The organism is Ruegeria sp. L12 (assembly GCF_056531745.1).
Genome location: NZ_JBQFMH010000002.1, coordinates 94,740 through 109,502 on the forward strand (window position 1 = coordinate 94,740; position 14,763 = coordinate 109,502).

The 14,763-nt window shown below is 60.4% G+C and carries 17 protein-coding genes; 7 read left to right on the forward strand and 10 right to left on the reverse strand.

Annotated features, from left to right (window positions below; genetic code table 11):
* The first annotated feature begins 51 nt into the window (after positions 1-51).
* Positions 52-363, forward strand: coding sequence for an ArsR/SmtB family transcription factor (locus ACR0K9_RS03410; protein ID WP_480820782.1), 312 nt, complete (start codon positions 52-54; stop codon positions 361-363).
* Positions 360-812, forward strand: a complete 453-nt coding sequence (locus tag ACR0K9_RS03415) for an SRPBCC domain-containing protein (RefSeq protein WP_480820784.1) — start codon at positions 360-362, stop codon at positions 810-812. The genes ACR0K9_RS03410 and ACR0K9_RS03415 overlap by 4 nt, the downstream gene beginning before the upstream one ends.
* A 46-nt stretch (positions 813-858) precedes the next feature.
* Here ACR0K9_RS03415 and ilvC read toward each other — a convergent pair whose 3' ends face one another.
* Complete coding sequence (ilvC, locus tag ACR0K9_RS03420; RefSeq protein ID WP_480533030.1) at positions 859-1,881, reverse strand: ketol-acid reductoisomerase; 1,023 nt, start codon at positions 1,879-1,881, stop codon at positions 859-861.
* Between the two features lie 131 nt (positions 1,882-2,012).
* Between ilvC and ACR0K9_RS03425 the strand changes: the two genes are divergently transcribed.
* Both ACR0K9_RS03425 and ACR0K9_RS03430 read left to right on the forward strand, forming a co-directional pair.
* Positions 2,013-2,468 (forward strand): Lrp/AsnC family transcriptional regulator, encoded by a 456-nt coding sequence (locus ACR0K9_RS03425; protein ID WP_480820786.1) that lies wholly within the window; start codon positions 2,013-2,015, stop codon positions 2,466-2,468.
* The gene (locus tag ACR0K9_RS03430) at positions 2,465-2,923 is read left to right on the forward strand and encodes an Lrp/AsnC family transcriptional regulator (RefSeq protein WP_170689676.1); all 459 of its coding nucleotides are present in this window, start codon (positions 2,465-2,467) and stop codon (positions 2,921-2,923) included. The genes ACR0K9_RS03425 and ACR0K9_RS03430 overlap by 4 nt, the downstream gene beginning before the upstream one ends.
* Before the next feature lie 6 nt (positions 2,924-2,929).
* Here ACR0K9_RS03430 and ACR0K9_RS03435 read toward each other — a convergent pair whose 3' ends face one another.
* Complete coding sequence (locus tag ACR0K9_RS03435) at positions 2,930-3,631, reverse strand: GntR family transcriptional regulator (protein WP_480820788.1); 702 nt, start codon at positions 3,629-3,631, stop codon at positions 2,930-2,932.
* 232 nt (positions 3,632-3,863) lie between these two features.
* On the opposite strand from ACR0K9_RS03435, the gene ACR0K9_RS03440 reads away from it, so the two are divergent.
* Positions 3,864-4,991, forward strand: a complete 1,128-nt coding sequence (locus tag ACR0K9_RS03440) for an aminotransferase class V-fold PLP-dependent enzyme (RefSeq protein WP_480820790.1) — start codon at positions 3,864-3,866, stop codon at positions 4,989-4,991.
* Between the two features lie 11 nt (positions 4,992-5,002).
* Here ACR0K9_RS03440 and ACR0K9_RS03445 read toward each other — a convergent pair whose 3' ends face one another.
* The 3 genes from ACR0K9_RS03445 to ACR0K9_RS03455 all read right to left on the reverse strand — a co-directional run bounded on the left by ACR0K9_RS03445 (position 5,003) and on the right by ACR0K9_RS03455 (position 7,252).
* A complete protein-coding gene (locus ACR0K9_RS03445; protein WP_480820792.1) occupies positions 5,003-6,199 on the reverse strand; it encodes a UbiH/UbiF family hydroxylase in 1,197 nt (398 codons plus the stop codon).
* Positions 6,200-6,271: 72 nt separating this feature from the next.
* Positions 6,272-6,520, reverse strand: coding sequence for a hypothetical protein (locus tag ACR0K9_RS03450; RefSeq protein WP_480533018.1), 249 nt, complete (start codon positions 6,518-6,520; stop codon positions 6,272-6,274).
* Between the two features lie 87 nt (positions 6,521-6,607).
* A complete protein-coding gene (locus tag ACR0K9_RS03455) occupies positions 6,608-7,252 on the reverse strand; it encodes a pyrimidine 5'-nucleotidase (RefSeq protein WP_480820794.1) in 645 nt (214 codons plus the stop codon).
* 100 nt (positions 7,253-7,352) lie between these two features.
* On the opposite strand from ACR0K9_RS03455, the gene ACR0K9_RS03460 reads away from it, so the two are divergent.
* Positions 7,353-8,000: a GntR family transcriptional regulator gene (locus tag ACR0K9_RS03460; protein WP_480533014.1), complete on the forward strand. Its 648-nt coding sequence runs from the start codon at positions 7,353-7,355 to the stop codon at positions 7,998-8,000.
* On the opposite strand, the gene ACR0K9_RS03465 is transcribed toward ACR0K9_RS03460, so the two are convergent.
* Entirely contained in the window at positions 7,957-9,867 is a 1,911-nt protein-coding gene (locus ACR0K9_RS03465) for a glycosyltransferase family 2 protein (protein WP_480820796.1), read from the reverse strand. The genes ACR0K9_RS03460 and ACR0K9_RS03465 overlap by 44 nt on opposite strands.
* Before the next feature lie 80 nt (positions 9,868-9,947).
* Complete coding sequence (gene carA / locus ACR0K9_RS03470; RefSeq protein ID WP_480820798.1) at positions 9,948-11,114, reverse strand: glutamine-hydrolyzing carbamoyl-phosphate synthase small subunit; 1,167 nt, start codon at positions 11,112-11,114, stop codon at positions 9,948-9,950.
* A 183-nt stretch (positions 11,115-11,297) separates the two neighbouring features.
* On the opposite strand from carA, the gene ACR0K9_RS03475 reads away from it, so the two are divergent.
* Positions 11,298-11,780 carry a GatB/YqeY domain-containing protein gene (locus ACR0K9_RS03475; RefSeq protein WP_480470127.1) on the forward strand — a complete coding sequence of 161 codons (483 nt, stop codon included), beginning with the start codon at positions 11,298-11,300 and terminating at the stop codon, positions 11,778-11,780.
* On the opposite strand, the gene ACR0K9_RS03480 is transcribed toward ACR0K9_RS03475, so the two are convergent.
* The 3 genes from ACR0K9_RS03480 to ctaD form a co-directional block, all read right to left on the reverse strand.
* A complete protein-coding gene (locus ACR0K9_RS03480) occupies positions 11,781-12,266 on the reverse strand; it encodes a DUF2244 domain-containing protein (protein WP_480820800.1) in 486 nt (161 codons plus the stop codon).
* Between the two features lie 46 nt (positions 12,267-12,312).
* Positions 12,313-12,912, reverse strand: coding sequence for a DsbA family protein (locus ACR0K9_RS03485; protein ID WP_480820802.1), 600 nt, complete (start codon positions 12,910-12,912; stop codon positions 12,313-12,315).
* 147 nt (positions 12,913-13,059) lie between these two features.
* On the reverse strand, positions 13,060-14,718 hold the full coding sequence (gene ctaD, locus ACR0K9_RS03490; RefSeq protein WP_480533004.1) for a cytochrome c oxidase subunit I: 1,659 nt from the start codon (positions 14,716-14,718) through the stop codon (positions 13,060-13,062).
* Between the last annotated feature and the right edge of the window lie 45 nt (positions 14,719-14,763).

Sequence of the window (14,763 nt, forward strand, 5' to 3'; positions counted from 1 at the left end):
CATGTCACGAGGCGAAATTGACATTCCGTTAGTAATGACTTACCGTAAGTAATGACTTACGAAAAGGCTCTGACAGCGTTAGGCGACACAACCCGCAGGCAGGTGTTTGAAGCGGTCGCACACACGCCCCGATCCGTGGGCGAGATCGCCGCCGAATTACCGGTCAGCCGTCCCGCGGTGTCGCAGCACTTGAAGGTGCTGTCGGATGCAGGGCTGGTGATGTGCCGCGCGCAAGGTACGCGGCGGATCTATGCTGCGTGTCCGGATGGGTTGGATGCGCTTCGCTCGTGGCTCGACCAATATTGGACGGATGTCATGAGCCGATTTGCGGATGAAGTGAATTCAGAGGGAGAGGGCCCGTGACTGATCCGATCGTCAAAGCCGTAATAGTAAACGCCGACGCTACGCGTGCCTTCGACATTTTCGTGAACCGGATTGCGAAATGGTGGCCATTGGACGGGCACGCCGTGTCTGCCATCGAAGGCAAACCGGCCCTTGCGGTGGTGATCGAACCTCGGGTCGGCGGTGCGATCTATGAGACCATGTTCGACGGCGCGCGCGCCGATTGGGGCGAGGTTCTGGTTTTCGAAGAGGGTAAGCGGCTGGCCTTCACGTGGCACCCCGGCACGAACACGGAAAAACCGACGCGGGTTGAGGTGCTGTTTGAGGCGCAGGACGGCGGCAAGACCAAGGTAACGCTGATCCATTCCGGGTGGGAGGTCTGGGCGACCGAGGCAGCAGACAAGCGCGCCAACTATGACAAAGGCTGGGATTTTGTTCTGGGCGAATGCTACGCAAATGCGGTTGAATAAAAAAGGGCGGCCACCGGGGCCGCCCTTTCGCTGACAAAGGCCAGTCTTAGTTCTTTTCTTTGTCGACCATTTTACCGGCCGAGATCCAGGGCATCATGCCACGCAGCTTGGCGCCGGTTTCCTCGATCATGTGCTCGTCATTGGCGCGGCGCGACGCTTTGATGGTCGGCTGGCCAACGGCGTTTTCCAGCATGAAGTCACGAACGAATTTACCCTGCTGGATGTCGTTCAAGACCTCTTTCATGCGTGCTTTGGTCTCGTCGTATTTCAGGATACGCGGGCCGGTGACGTACTGGCCGTACTCGGCGGTGTTCGAGATCGAGTAATCCATGTTGGCGATGCCGCCTTCATAGATCAGGTCAACGATCAGTTTCACTTCGTGCAGACACTCGAAATAGGCCATTTCCGGCGCGTAACCTGCTTCGACCAGAGTTTCAAAGCCGCAGCGGATCAGTTCGACCAGACCGCCGCACAGAACGGCCTGCTCACCGAACAGGTCGGTTTCGCATTCTTCGCGGAAGTTGGTTTCGATGATGCCGGAACGACCGCCGCCGATGGCCGAGCAGTAGGACAGGCCGATTTCCAGTGCTTTGCCGGTCGCGTCGCTGTGAACCGCCACCAGGCAGGGCACGCCGCCGCCTTTGGTGTATTCGCCGCGCACGGTGTGGCCGGGGCCTTTGGGGGCCATCATGATGACGTCGACGCCCTCTTTCGGCTCGATCAGGCCGAAATGCACGTTCAGGCCGTGGGCGAACGCGATTGCTGCACCAGGCTTGATGTTGTCATGCACGTATTTCTTGTAGGTCTCGGCCTGCAGTTCATCGGGCATGGTGAACATGATGACGTCGCACCATGCAGCCGCTTCCGAGATTTCCATGACCTTCAGGCCTTCGCCTTCGGCTTTCTTGGCCGAGGGCGAACCTTCGCGCAGGGCGACGACCAGGTTCTTGGCGCCCGAGTCGCGCAGGTTCAGCGCATGGGCGTGACCTTGGCTGCCATAGCCCAGGATGGCCACTTTTTTGTCTTTGATCAGGTTGATGTCGCAATCGCGATCGTAATAGACGCGCATGTCGCTGGTCCTTTCAGTTTCGATTGCTGCGCTTTTATCCCGAGTATTTGGTATTGGCTATAGGGTTAGGATTGAGTATTTGGGAAAAAGATGAAGAATAATTCTCGGATCAGCGAGTAAGCGAAAAAATCATGCTTGACGATATCGACCGGCGCATCCTGCGTCATTTTCAGGCCGAGCCCAGCCTGACAACGGCGGAACTGGCTGAGCGTTGCCGCATCAGCGCGGGCGTCTGCTGGCGGCGGATCGAAAAGATGCAGGCGTCGGGGATTATCGAAGGACAGGAAGCGGTGATCGACTGGGCCGCGTTGGGCTATGCGGTCGAGGTGTCGTTGCGGATCACATTGGACAAGACGCAGGCGCGGGCCTTCGATGAGTTCACCGCAGCGGCGCGGGAGGTGGCGGAGGTGATCGAGATCCAGACCTTCCTCGGCCGGGTCGATGTGCGCCTGTCGGTGCTGGCGCGGGATATGGCGCATTATCAGCAGGTTTATCGCGACCGCATTCTGACCCTGCCGCATATCGCCGATATCGAGGCGCTGATGCATATCGCGCGGGTCAAGCGGGACGAGGTGCTGCCAGTATGATCGAACTGGACGAGATTGATCGCAAGATCCTGCGCGCGTTGGTTCAGGACGCGACCCAAAGTGCCGGTGCGCTCGGGCGTCGGTTTGGCTTGTCACAGCCCGCGACCTGGCGGCGGATTCGCCGGTTGGAAGAGGCGGGCGTGATCAAGGGGCGGCGGCTGCGCCTGAATGCTGAGGCGCTGGGATTCGGCGTGACCGTCTTTCTGGGCGTCAAGCTGGCGCGCAAGGGGCAGGTCAGCCTTGAGGATTTCGAGCGCGCTGTCAGCGCCATCCCCGAGGTGCAGACCGTCGAGCATGTCCTGGGGCTTTATGATTACCGCCTGCGCGTCGTGGCACGGGATCTGGCCGATTTCGAGCGGGTCCTGCGGCGGCGGGTGATGACCTTACCGGGGGCCGGTGAGGTCGAGGCCAATGTCTTGCTGAGCGAGGAACGCCTGCCGGGGCCGATTGGCTGATTCTGGTCAGTATTTGGTGTGAATGCGGAAGCCCGGATGATGGGTCATGCGCGCGAAAGTCATCGGCAACCCGTCTTTCCACGTCGTCCGTTCCAGTTGAATCATCGAAGTGCCTGTGGTTGTTCCCATGAAGTCGGCCAGACGATTGTCGGCCGAGATTGCGCAAAAGGCGATCTCGGCCTCGGTGAAAGGCGCGGTGTTCAGCAGCCATTCATGTGGGCCGCTCGCGTTGAGATCGGCATGCTCAACATCAGGCACGGCTTCGATGTTGATCCAGCGTTCTTCCAGTTGAAAGGGGCGGTTGTCGGCATAATGCATGCAGATCACGTGCAGAACCCGCGCGTCGGGTTCGACATTCAGTTGCGAGGTCAGCCAACCGGGGCTGTGCACCACATTCCGTTCGACCAGAGCATAACGATAGACCGAGTTCTGATTCTCGACCGCCTGACGAGCCAGCGAAATCTCAAGCTTGGCCTGTTTGCGAGGCTCTTTCTTGACCCGCGTTCCGCTTTTTCGTTTGCGTTCGACAAAACCCTGATCGGCCAGTTCGCGCAACGCCCGGTTTACGGTGGCACGGGCACAGTTGAACTCTTCCGCAAGTTGGGTTTCGGTGGGCAGAAGTGAGCCCTGAGGCCAGATGCGGGATTCAATCCGACGTTTAACTTCGTCCCGGACGACTTGGAAACTAATCCGTTTTTGCGCAGTCACGAGGTATTTAATCCATTCTTGTTCTAAGTGAATGTATCTGTTCAGAAACACCTAAGGGTGTAAAGAGAGGCTGACTCTAATTGGCGTCATTTCTGGCAATTGTTGCACGTAAAATCTCAAAATAAAACTTAAGGTTGCAATTGACCTCAGGTCAAGCGAGGCGCGGGTTTGGTGCTTTACCGGGCCCGCGAGACAGGGCAGAAGTAGAGGGAACAACTAAAAAGGACATGTCATGCCTGCATTGCTGGAAACTGTTGATCCGGATGGCCTCGAAGAATTCTCGGTGGTCTTCACGGATCGTTCGCTCAACCATATGTCGGCCAGCTTTCAGCAGGTGATGCGCGATATCTCGGGAATGCTGCGCGAGGTCTATAACGCTGACGGTGTGGCCGTCATTCCCGGCGGTGGCACCTATGGGATGGAGGCCGTAGCGCGCCAGTTCGCCCGCGATGCCAATGTGCTGGTGGTCCGCAACGGGTGGTTCTCCTATCGCTGGAGCCAGATTATCGAGTCTGGTGCGCTGACCGCTCAGGCGACGGTTCTGAAGGCGCGTGAGACGGGGAATGCCAGCCCGTCGCCCTTTGCCCCGGCTCCGATTGATGAGGTTGTGGAGGCAATCCGCGAGAAGCGTCCGGATATCGTCTTTGCCCCGCATGTTGAGACATCTGCCGGAGTGATTCTGCCCGATGACTATGTGACGGCGATGGCCGCTGCGGCGCATGAGGTGGGGGCGTTGATGGTGCTGGACTGCATCGCCTCTGGCTGCGCGTGGATCGATATGAAGGCGACCGGTGTCGACGTTCTGATCTCAGCCCCGCAAAAGGGCTGGAGCGCGACGCCCTGCGCCGGTCTGGTCATGTTGTCCGAACGGGCCGAGGCGCGACTGGAGCAGACCAGCTCGGACAGTTTTGCCATTGATCTGAAGAAATGGCGCCAGATCATGCAGGCGTATGAGAATGGCGGTCACGCCTATCACGCGACCATGCCCACGGATTCGCTGCGCGCTTTCCGGGATACCATGGCCGAAACGCGGGAGTACGGGTTCGAGAAGCTGAGGGCGGCGCAATGGGCGCTGGGGGATGGCGTGCGGGCCTATCTGAAAGGCAAGGGCGTCATGTCGGTTGCCGCTGACGGGTTTGGTGCCCCCGGCGTGGTGGTCAGTTATACCACCGACCCCGAGGTGCAGAACGGCAAGAAATTTGCCGCCCTCGGTATGCAGATCGCCGCTGGTGTGCCGCTGCAATGTGATGAGCCCGAAGGGTTCAGCACTTTCCGTCTGGGCCTGTTCGGGCTCGACAAGCTTTATGATGTGGACGGCACGATTGGGCGCCTGAAACGGGTGCTGGATCAGGTGCTTTAATCAACAGGGTCTCAGCGCACGCCGAGACCCATCTGCATCAGCGTCTTGCGCACGGGCGGCAGGGAATAGAGCGCATTCAACCCCATCGCCCGCGCATCGCGCAGCGATCGCGCCTCGATCATCGAGGCGCGGTTGAGCAGGTCGATGCCTTTGACGCGCAGCTCGATCTCGGTGTGGCGGGCCTTGTGATAGGCCTCCAGCATCTGCGCATCGCCCAAGCCTTCGGGGCGGGCTTGCGCCAGTTCCAGCAGGCTGCGCAGATCACCCAGCGACATGTTCAAGCCTTGCGCGCCGATAGGGGGCACCACATGGGCGGCCTCGGCCATCAGCGCGATGCGTTCGCCCGACAACCGGTCCGCCGACTGGCTGATGATCGGCCAGATCGTCCGGCGCGAGGCCAGCTTCAGCGGCCCGAACAAGCCGCAGGAGCGTTCTGTCATCGCTGCCTCAAAAGCCTCGGGTTCAAGGTTCAGCAGTTCGACGGCGCGCGGTCCGCGTTCCATCCAGACAATCGCCGATGACGGCTGACCCTGCCAGTCGGGCAGGGGGACCAGGGTGAACGGTCCGCCCGAGCGGTGAATCTCGGTCGAGACATTTTCATGCGGGATCGGATGGGTGACCGCAAAGGCCAACGCCTTCTGACCATAGCGCGTGGTGTGGACGTTAATCCCGGCGGACTCGCGCATCGGCGAGCTGCGCCCATCTGCGGCGATTACCAGTTTGCAGCGAACGCGAGTTCCGTCACTCAGGCCCACGCGGGCCTCGGCGGTGCGGGTGAACAGGCTGACAGTACCGGTGCCGGGGCGGAAATCGACATTGGGCAGCTCGGTCAGCCGCTCCACTATTTCACGCCGCAACAGCCAGTTGGGCAGGTTCCACCCGAACGGCTGGTCCGAGATATCGGCGGCGTTGAAGTCGCGCACCACGCGGGGTTCGGGCACATCGCCGCCTGCATCCACGATGCGCATGATCTGCAAGGGCGCGGCATGGGCGTCCAGCCGGGCCCAGAGGCCGCATTGTTCCAGCAACCCATGTGCAGGCTGCAGGAACGCAGTGGTGCGCAGGTCCGAGCCGTCTACGTCGCGTTCGGTGATCGGCGGGGTGGGGTCGACGCAGATCACGTCGAACCCGGCGGCGCCAAACGCGGCGGCGGCGGTCAGGCCGGCAATGCCGCCGCCGGAAATCAGGATGTCACAGCTATCAGTCATGGGCAGTTCTCCGTTGCCGCAGACCCTAGTGCCGTTCCGTGGCAGGTGCCAAGTGACATCCTGTCTCGTGTCCTAGCCCCGCGAGATCAGAAGCAGGATCAGGAACATCACAGGCACCATCATCAAGGCAGGTATGTAAAGGCCGGGAACTCCGAACAGCATGATTGAACAGCCCCACATGCTGATGATGGCCGCGGCGGTATAATACAGGTCCTCGGCCTGAGCATTGGACACATCGCGGGCCATCCAGCCAAACAGGGGCACTGCAAACAAGAGGCGCTGCCAGATGGGCGGGCGCGCATGGATATCGAGCGCGGTCATTGGGGTCTCCGATTCTGTTCGTCGCTGGGGTGCATATGGAGATTATGCTGCACCTACGAAACGCACAGATCGTCGCAGTGTGACAGCCTATCGCAGGCGGCCCAGAAAGCCCGTCAGATCGTCGGTGTGGTGATGAATGTGATCAGCCTCGTGCGGGTCGGGTGCGACGTGCACGGTACGCATTCCCATCTCATGCGGGGCGGCCAGATTGCGCGGATCATCCTCGAACATCGCAGCCGTTTGGGCCTTAATGCCGTCGCGTGCGAAGATCGTCTCGAACGCGGCTTTTTGCGGCTTGGGGCGATAGCCCGCATGCTCAACTCCGTAAATCGCATCGAACAGGCCATCCAACCCGCGCGCGGCCAAAACCCGTTCGGCATAAGGCGCTGACCCGTTGGTATAGACAATGCGCCGCCCGGGCAGGGCGCGGATATGGTCGGCCAGCGCGGCATCGGGCTCCATATGGCTCATGTCCACCTGATGCACGGCGTGCAGATAGGGATCGGGGTCCAGATCATGCTCGGCCATCAGGCCCGCCAGCGTGGTGCCGTATTGCCGCCAATAATGCGAGCGCAGCCGGTCGGCCTCGGGCCGGTCGACGCCGATGGCCTGCACCACGTAATCCGTCATCAGCACCTCGATCTGATCGAACAGGCGCATATGCGGCGGGTACAATGTATTGTCGAGGTCGAACACCCATTGGGTGACATGAGCAAAGGCCGGTTTCACCATGCTTTGGGTTTAGGGCGGTAGGCTGCGGTTTTCAATGCTGCACTTGATTGGGGGGGCGTGTGGCGGATAGACAGGGCCGAACGAGGAGAGAAAACAGCCGATGCCCCATTCCAAACAGTCCAACAAGGATGCCTACAGTCTGATCCTCGAAGCGATTGATGTGGGGGTCTACAAACCCGGTGACCGGCTGGTGGAAAGCGAACTGGCCGAGCGTTTCGGCGTATCGCGCACCCCGATCCGCGAGGCTCTGCAGCGGCTTGAGACGCAATCGCTGCTCGAGCGGGACGGGCGATCCCTGATCGTAGCATCGCTGGACCACAACCAGATGGCCGAGCTGTACGTGGTGCGGCGCGAGTTGGAGGGGCTGGCCGCGCGGCTGGCAGCCAAGCACGCCACCGAAGAGGAAATCCGCGTGTTGCAGGAGATGGTAATTGCCGACAATAAGCTGCTGGGCGATCCCTCGGCGCTGTCGCGGGCCAACCGGCGGTTTCATGAACAGATCCATCTGGCCTCGCACAACCGTTATCTGGTGCAGCAACTGGATCTGGTGCACCGGACCATGGCGCTGATGGCGACCACGTCGCTGGCGGCGGAGGGGCGGGATGAGATCGCCCAGAACGAACATGACGGGATCATCAAGGCCATCGCTGCGCGTGATGAGGATGCTGCCGCGAAGGCGTTGCAGGACCATATCTCGGTCGCGTTCATGACCCGGCTGAAACAGGATGCGATCCAGCGCGAGAAATAGCCGCGTCGGATTCCTCGGCCGCGTGTCCGTGCTGGGTTTTGTCCCAGAAGAACGGGTTGACTGCCAGTTCCCACAGACCTTTATACGCCGCCAGTACACCCAGCGGGTAATACAGTACCATCGTCGGCACCCATGGCAGCAGAAACTTGCGGTTTCCGGCGATGACGCCCAGCATGCCCACCAGAATGTTGGCGGCTTCGGCTGCCAGGAACAGATAGACACAAGCGGTCAGGAAACCGGGTGTCAGAATAGGTTGGAACGGGTGCGGCAGGCCGAAAAAGGCGAGCCAGAACAGCCACAGCACCGGGGCCAACAGGAACTGCCCCAACGTTCCCAGAAAAAAGGCCTGCATCCCCAGAAACTTCGACACCCCCAGATCGCGCAGCAGCTGTCGGGGCGCGCGCATATGCACCAGGTAAGTCACCATGAACCCCTTGAGCCAGCGCGAGCGTTGTTTGACCCAGGGCCAGGCGCGGAAATTGGCCTCTTCATAGGTGGCGGTGTTCACGATTTCGGTCCGATATCCGGCGCGGCACAGGCGCACGCCCAGATCGGCATCTTCGGTGACGTTATGGGCGTCCCAGCCGCCCAGTTCCAGAAGCTTGTCGCGGCGGAAATAGAATGTCGTACCGCCCAGTGGCACGACCAGACCCAGCCGGGCAATGCCTTTCAGAATCACGCGGAACCAACCGCTGTATTCGATAGTGAAACACCGCGACCGCCAATTGGTGCGGGGATTGTAATAGTCCAGAATGCCCTGCAGACAGACCACATCCTCGGGCGCTGCGGAGAATTGACGGACGACCGTTTCGATCTGGTTCGCCGCCGGCGCGTCTTCGGCATCCCAGACGCCCAGAATGTCTCCCCGGCAAAAATCCAGCGCATAGTTCATCGCGCGGGGCTTTGTGGTCAGCTTACCGCGTTGCGGAACCACAATAGCGCGCATCCAACTTGGCAACTCGATCTGCTTCAGCGCCTCTTTGGTTACGTCGTCCTGTTCTTCCAGCACCAGAATGACGTCGAGCAGCGCTTTGGGATAGGTTAGGCGGCGCAGACGGGCGATCAGGACGTCCGCAATCTCACGCTCTTTGTATAGCGGGACAAGGATCGAGACACAGGGCAGGCGGACCGGTTGTTCTGTGTCCGGCTCTTTCCGCGTTTTTCCGAGCCATAGATAGGCGATCAGACCGGAAAGCCTGAGGATCAGGAACAGGACCAGTGTCAGCAAGGTCGCGCCCAGAAGAAGGCTGAGGCCAGAGACGGGAAAGAGAGCGAACAGGACCACGAGCAACAAAGCGACTGCAACCGGACCCATCCGCGCCTTGGCAGACCAGTTGCGGCAGCTTTGCCGCGCGTCCACACGGGTCTCGGCGGCTTCGGCCAGCGGCTGTCCATAGTGACGGGCGATGGCGGCGTCGATTTGCTCGGTCCCGGCCAGAACCGGGACGATGGTTTGGCCGGTATCCTGCAGGGCCTCGATGATGGCAGGGAAACCGTCGGGCCGGGCAGTGGCAACCAACAGGATAGGACCAACCCGCATCCAGGGCAGCACATTATGCTCCAGCCAGAACTCAATCGGTTTCAGCGCACACAGCTCTGGGGGTGGCGGAATCTGATCAAGGTCGGCGATCTGCAGGCCGGTTTGTTCGGAAAGGGCCGAGAGTACCTGAGCCCGACTGGCCCAGCCTTCCCCGACCAGTATTTCCCCCAAGGGCGCATTCTGGCGCGCCTGCAACCGCAAAGCCTGCGCCAGTTGGTCCGAGGTGATGACACCCTGATCAAGCAGACAGGTTCCAAGCGGTTTACGCGAATGCGGGCCGGGCACAGGCCGCGCTAAGGTCTGACGCTGGAGATTCAGTTCAACCATAAGAAAACCCTGCCGAAAGTCACGCTCGGCAGGGTTGCTTGAACAGGGTTAACGCGCGGTTAACGTTGTTGAATTCCGTATTAAGCTTGTGCTTTTTGGTCCGCCATGGCTGCAGCGAAGCGTTCGAACAGGTAGAAACTGTCCTGTGGGCCGGGCGACGCCTCGGGGTGGTACTGCACCGAATAGACCGGGCGGTCCGTCATGCGGATGCCGCAGTTCGATCCGTCAAACAGCGAGCGGTGGGTTTCCACCACGCCATCGGGCAAGGTCTGCGCATCAACGGCAAAGCCGTGGTTCATCGAGGTGATCTCGACCTTGCCGGTGTCCAGATCCTTGACCGGGTGGTTGGCGCCATGGTGGCCGTGGTTCATCTTGACGGTCTGTCCACCCAGTGCCAGCGCCAGCATCTGGTGACCCAAACAAATGCCGAAAACAGGCAGGTCGGTGGTGTCCAGAACCTCTTTGATCATCGGCACCGCATATTCGCCAGTTGCCGCCGGGTCGCCGGGGCCGTTGGACAGGAACACACCGTCAGGGTTATGCGCCAGAACCTCGGCCGCCGTTGCGGTGGCAGGCAGGACAGTCACGTCGCACCCGGCCGAGGCCAGGCAGCGCAGAATGTTGCGTTTGGCGCCGAAGTCGAGCGCGACGACCTTGTGCTGAGGCGCTTCCTGCCGTGTGTAGCCGTCCGGCCAGGCCCAGCGCATCTCGTCCCAGCGATAGCTTTGGACGCAGGTGACATCCTTGGCCAGATCCATGCCTTCCAGCCCGGCAAATCCACGTGCCGCAGCGACCAGCGCCTCGATATCGAAATTGCCCTCGGGGTCGTGGGCCAGCGCTACGTGTGGCGCGCCTTGCTGACGAATGGCGCGGGTCAGGCGGCGGGTGTCGACGCCACCGATTGCGATGCGCCCGCGACGGGCCAGCCAGCCTTTCAGTTCTTCGGCCGAGCGCCAGTTGGACGGCTCGGTCGGGTCCCATTTGACCACCATGCCTGCGGCCACCGGATCGCCGGTTTCGTCATCCTCGGGGTTCACGCCGACATTGCCGATATGCGGGAAGGTGAAGGTGACGATCTGGCCCGCGTAAGAGGGGTCGGTCATGATCTCTTGGTAGCCGGTCATGGCGGTGTTGAAGCACAGCTCGGCCACGGTCTGGCCGGTTGCGCCGAAGCCAATTCCGTAGAACAGCGTTCCGTCGGCCAATGCCAGACATGCGGTGGGCTTTGACGGGGCGTTCTGGGCCATGGCGCGACTCTCCTGCAAGGTAAACCGGCGCATACCTAAGGGGGTTGTACGCTTTGGTCAAGCCTGTTCAAATTTTGGGCTATTGTTGAAAATCAATAAGTTAGATGCATTGGTCCCCTGTTGTGCCTGCCTTTTTGTTTCGATATGGTCGGGGTTCCTTTGCCATGGGGATGGACAGACCATATGGATATGCGATCACGGGTGAATGCCGCCCTGAAGCAAGCAATGAAAGACAAAGCGGCCGAGCGTCTGTCGACGCTGCGTCTGATCAACGCCGCGATCAAGGATCGTGACATCGCCTCACGCGCCTCGGACAATGAAGAGGCGAAAGGTTGTGGCGATGCCGAGGTGCTTGAAATCCTTGGGAAAATGACCAAGCAGCGCAAGGAAAGCGCGCGTGCCTATGAAGAAGGCGGACGTCTGGACCTGGCCGAGCGTGAACTGCGCGAGGTTGAGGTGATCGAGGAGTTCCTGCCCAAGCAGCTGGACGACGATGAGGTCAGCAAAGCGATTCAAACCGCCATCACGGCCACGGGCGCGGGGTCGATCCGCGATATGGGCAAAGTGATGGGCGAGCTGAAAACGCGCTATACCGGCCAGATGGATTTCGGCAAGGTCGGGCCGATGGTCAAGGATCATCTGTGCGCCGCCTCGAACGGCGGCTGATCACGCGGGTTCGCGCAGTTTCCGATTCAGATCATCGTAAAGCGCGATCCGCTCATCCTCGGACAGGAACGCGCCGATTTCAACCTCGCGCCCATCACCGATCAATGTCACGTAATGCGGCACAGGTCCGCCGCTGGTATGCATCTCGGGGCGGGCCCAGTAACGATTGCAGGACCATTCCTGATCACCCCTCTGCGGGTGGTGATGCACAAGGCGCGCCTGCGTCTTGTCCAGCGTCAGCACCTCGAACACGCTGCGTGCGCGATAGTTTGTCTGGATCGCCAGCCAGAGGCCCAGAACCGTCAGCAGCAGGAAGGGCAGCAAGCCCCACAGGACGACAGAGCCCAGCATCGCCAGCAGCGGAATCAGCCCGAACAGGAACACTGACAGGATGACGATCATGGCGCCGCGCGGGGGAAGGGAGTTGTGCGGCCACAGGCGCAACTCTTGTCTGGAATCCGAGGTTTGAGTCCATCGATAAGGCATGGCCGGAACCTAGCTCAGCAAACGACAAAGTCGAAGCCCAAAACTGTCAGATCACGTGCCCGACGCGCGCCCATGACAGCGCGTCGTCCAGACGGTCATCACCCCAGAACACCTCATCACGTACGACAAAGCTGGGCGCGCCGAACACACCCAGACGAAGTGCGGTGTTGGTCTCGGCCTCCAGTGCCTCAACCATGTCCGGACTGCGGGCGCGGGCAAGGGCCAGGCGCGGGTCTTGTTGGGTGCGATGCAGGGCTTCGGTGATGGCGGTTTCAGATCCCGCCTCGATCCCCTCTTCGAACCAGATACCGTAGAGTACCTGGGTATACGTCTTGCCCCAGCCTTCGGTCATGCCCAGCAGGGCAACCTGATTGGTCAGCGCAAGGTCTGAGACCGGGTAGGGGGCAGGCAGGTTGGCGTGGATGTGATACTTGGCCGCCCGACGTTCGATATCGCGCCACATATAGGCGGATTTGACCGGCTTACCGGCGAAAGGGATGTTTTGCTGTTCGGACATGACAGTGCGCACGTTGAACGGACGCCATTTCACGGTGGCATCATGTTCCGCGCACCAGTCGTCCAGCCGTTTGATGGTCAGGAAGCTGTAGGTGCTGCCGATTGAGTACCAAAAGTCGATCTCGGGCATCGCAAACCCCTCCGGTTGGCCGGATACATCGCGCGAACCAGAATAGCCTATTTTTGCTGTTCTGGCGACTGCCCAGCCTGTCCAAGCCGCTCCGGAACGAAAAACCCCGCCTCGATGGGCGGGGTTTTCTTGTCTCTCAGGTCGGGATCAGTGCGCGTGGCCCTTGTCCCAATCTTCCTGCTTGGGCAGCTGCTCGAACGTGTGCTCGGGCGGCGGCGAAGGCAGGGTCCATTCCAGCGTATCCGCGTATTCGTTCCAGTAGTTGTTCCGGGTTTCACGCGCGCCACGTGTCAGGGCGTAGATCACGATACCGAAGAACAGCAGGAACGAGGCGAAGGAGATGAAGGCGCCAATCGACGAAACAAAGTTCCACTGGGCGAATGCCTCGGGGTAGTCGATGTAACGGCGCGGCATGCCCTGACGGCCCAGGAAGTGCTGCGGGAAGAAGGTCAGGTTGGCGCCGATGAAGAACAGCCAGAAGTGAACCTTGCCCCAGAATTCTGAGTATTGGCGACCGGTCATCTTGGCGAAGTAGAAGTAGATCCCTGCAAAGATCGCAAAGACGGCACCTAGGCTCATCACATAGTGGAAATGCGCAACCACGTAGTAGGTGTCGTGATAGGCACGGTCCACACCCGCCTGCGACAGCACAACGCCGGTCACACCACCAACGGTGAACAGGAACAGGAAGCCGAAGGCAAACAGCATCGGCGTCTTGAACTCGATGGAACCGCCCCACATGGTCGCGATCCACGAGAAGACCTTAACCCCTGTTGGAACCGCGATGACCATCGTGGCCAGCATGAAGTAGGCCTGCTGACGCAGCGACATGCCGACGGTGTACATGTGGTGCGCCCAAACGACGAAGCCCAGAACACCGATTGCGATAATCGCCCAGACCATCGGCAGGTAACCGAAGATCGGCTTGCGCGAGAAGGTCGCGATCACGTGGCTGATGATGCCGAAACCGGGCAGGATCACGATATACACTTCCGGGTGGCCGAAGAACCACAGGATGTGCTGATACAGGATCGGATCGCCACCGCCGGCCGGATCAAAGAAGGTGAAACCGAAGTTGCGGTCCATCAGCAGCATGGTGATAGCGCCCGCCAGAACCGGCAGCGACAGCAGAATCAGCCACGAGGTGACGAAGATCGACCAGCTGAACAGCGGCACCTTGAACAGGGTCATGCCCGGCGCACGCATGTTCAGGAAGGTGGTGATCATGTTGATCGCGCCGAGGATCGAGGAGGCGCCCGATACGTGTACGGCGAAGATCGCAAGGTCCATGGACATGCCGCCCTCGGTCGTCGACAGCGGTGGGTAGAGGACCCATCCGACGCCCGAACCAAGCTGGTCGTTACCACCGGGGCTCAGCAGAGAGGCGACGCCCAGCGAGGTGCCGGCAACATACAGCCAGAAGGACAGGTTGTTCATCCGCGGGAACGCCATATCCGGCGCGCCGATCTGCAACGGCATGAAATAGTTGCCAAATCCGCCAAACAGCGCGGGGATGACCACGAAGAACATCATCAGAACACCGTGATAGGTGATCATCACGTTCCACAGATGTCCGTTAGGGGTACAAGGATCGGCCATGAAGCCTTCGAGGCACATGTACTGAACACCGGGGTGCATCAGCTCGAGCCGCATGTAAACGGTCATCAGAACCGAGATCAGACCGGCAAGTGCCGAGAAGATCAGGTAAAGAATCCCGATGTCCTTGTGGTTGGTCGACATGAACCAGCGCTGGAAGAATGTGCGCTGGTCTTCATGGTCGTGACCATGAATGGCTGCGTCTGCCATTAGGTGCCTCCTGTTGCAACTACACCGCGCAGCCGGACCTCTCCA

Bases quoted from the DNA above. Each gene is read 5' to 3' on its own strand.
- ACR0K9_RS03410 (WP_480820782.1), top strand. From the start codon at position 52: ATGACTTACGAAAAGGCTCTGACAGCGTTAGGCGACACAACCCGCAGG.
- ilvC (WP_480533030.1), bottom strand. From the start codon at position 1,881: ATGCGCGTCTATTACGATCGCGATTGCGACATCAACCTGATCAAAGAC.
- ACR0K9_RS03425 (WP_480820786.1), top strand. From the start codon at position 2,013: ATGCTTGACGATATCGACCGGCGCATCCTGCGTCATTTTCAGGCCGAG.
- ACR0K9_RS03430 (WP_170689676.1), top strand. From the start codon at position 2,465: ATGATCGAACTGGACGAGATTGATCGCAAGATCCTGCGCGCGTTGGTT.
- ACR0K9_RS03440 (WP_480820790.1), top strand. From the start codon at position 3,864: ATGCCTGCATTGCTGGAAACTGTTGATCCGGATGGCCTCGAAGAATTC.
- ACR0K9_RS03445 (WP_480820792.1), bottom strand. From the start codon at position 6,199: ATGACTGATAGCTGTGACATCCTGATTTCCGGCGGCGGCATTGCCGGC.
- ACR0K9_RS03450 (WP_480533018.1), bottom strand. From the start codon at position 6,520: ATGACCGCGCTCGATATCCATGCGCGCCCGCCCATCTGGCAGCGCCTC.
- ACR0K9_RS03455 (WP_480820794.1), bottom strand. From the start codon at position 7,252: ATGGTGAAACCGGCCTTTGCTCATGTCACCCAATGGGTGTTCGACCTC.
- ACR0K9_RS03460 (WP_480533014.1), top strand. From the start codon at position 7,353: ATGCCCCATTCCAAACAGTCCAACAAGGATGCCTACAGTCTGATCCTC.
- ACR0K9_RS03465 (WP_480820796.1), bottom strand. From the start codon at position 9,867: ATGGTTGAACTGAATCTCCAGCGTCAGACCTTAGCGCGGCCTGTGCCC.
- carA (WP_480820798.1), bottom strand. From the start codon at position 11,114: ATGGCCCAGAACGCCCCGTCAAAGCCCACCGCATGTCTGGCATTGGCC.
- ACR0K9_RS03475 (WP_480470127.1), top strand. From the start codon at position 11,298: ATGGATATGCGATCACGGGTGAATGCCGCCCTGAAGCAAGCAATGAAA.
- ACR0K9_RS03480 (WP_480820800.1), bottom strand. From the start codon at position 12,266: ATGCCTTATCGATGGACTCAAACCTCGGATTCCAGACAAGAGTTGCGC.
- ACR0K9_RS03485 (WP_480820802.1), bottom strand. From the start codon at position 12,912: ATGCCCGAGATCGACTTTTGGTACTCAATCGGCAGCACCTACAGCTTC.
- ctaD (WP_480533004.1), bottom strand. From the start codon at position 14,718: ATGGCAGACGCAGCCATTCATGGTCACGACCATGAAGACCAGCGCACA.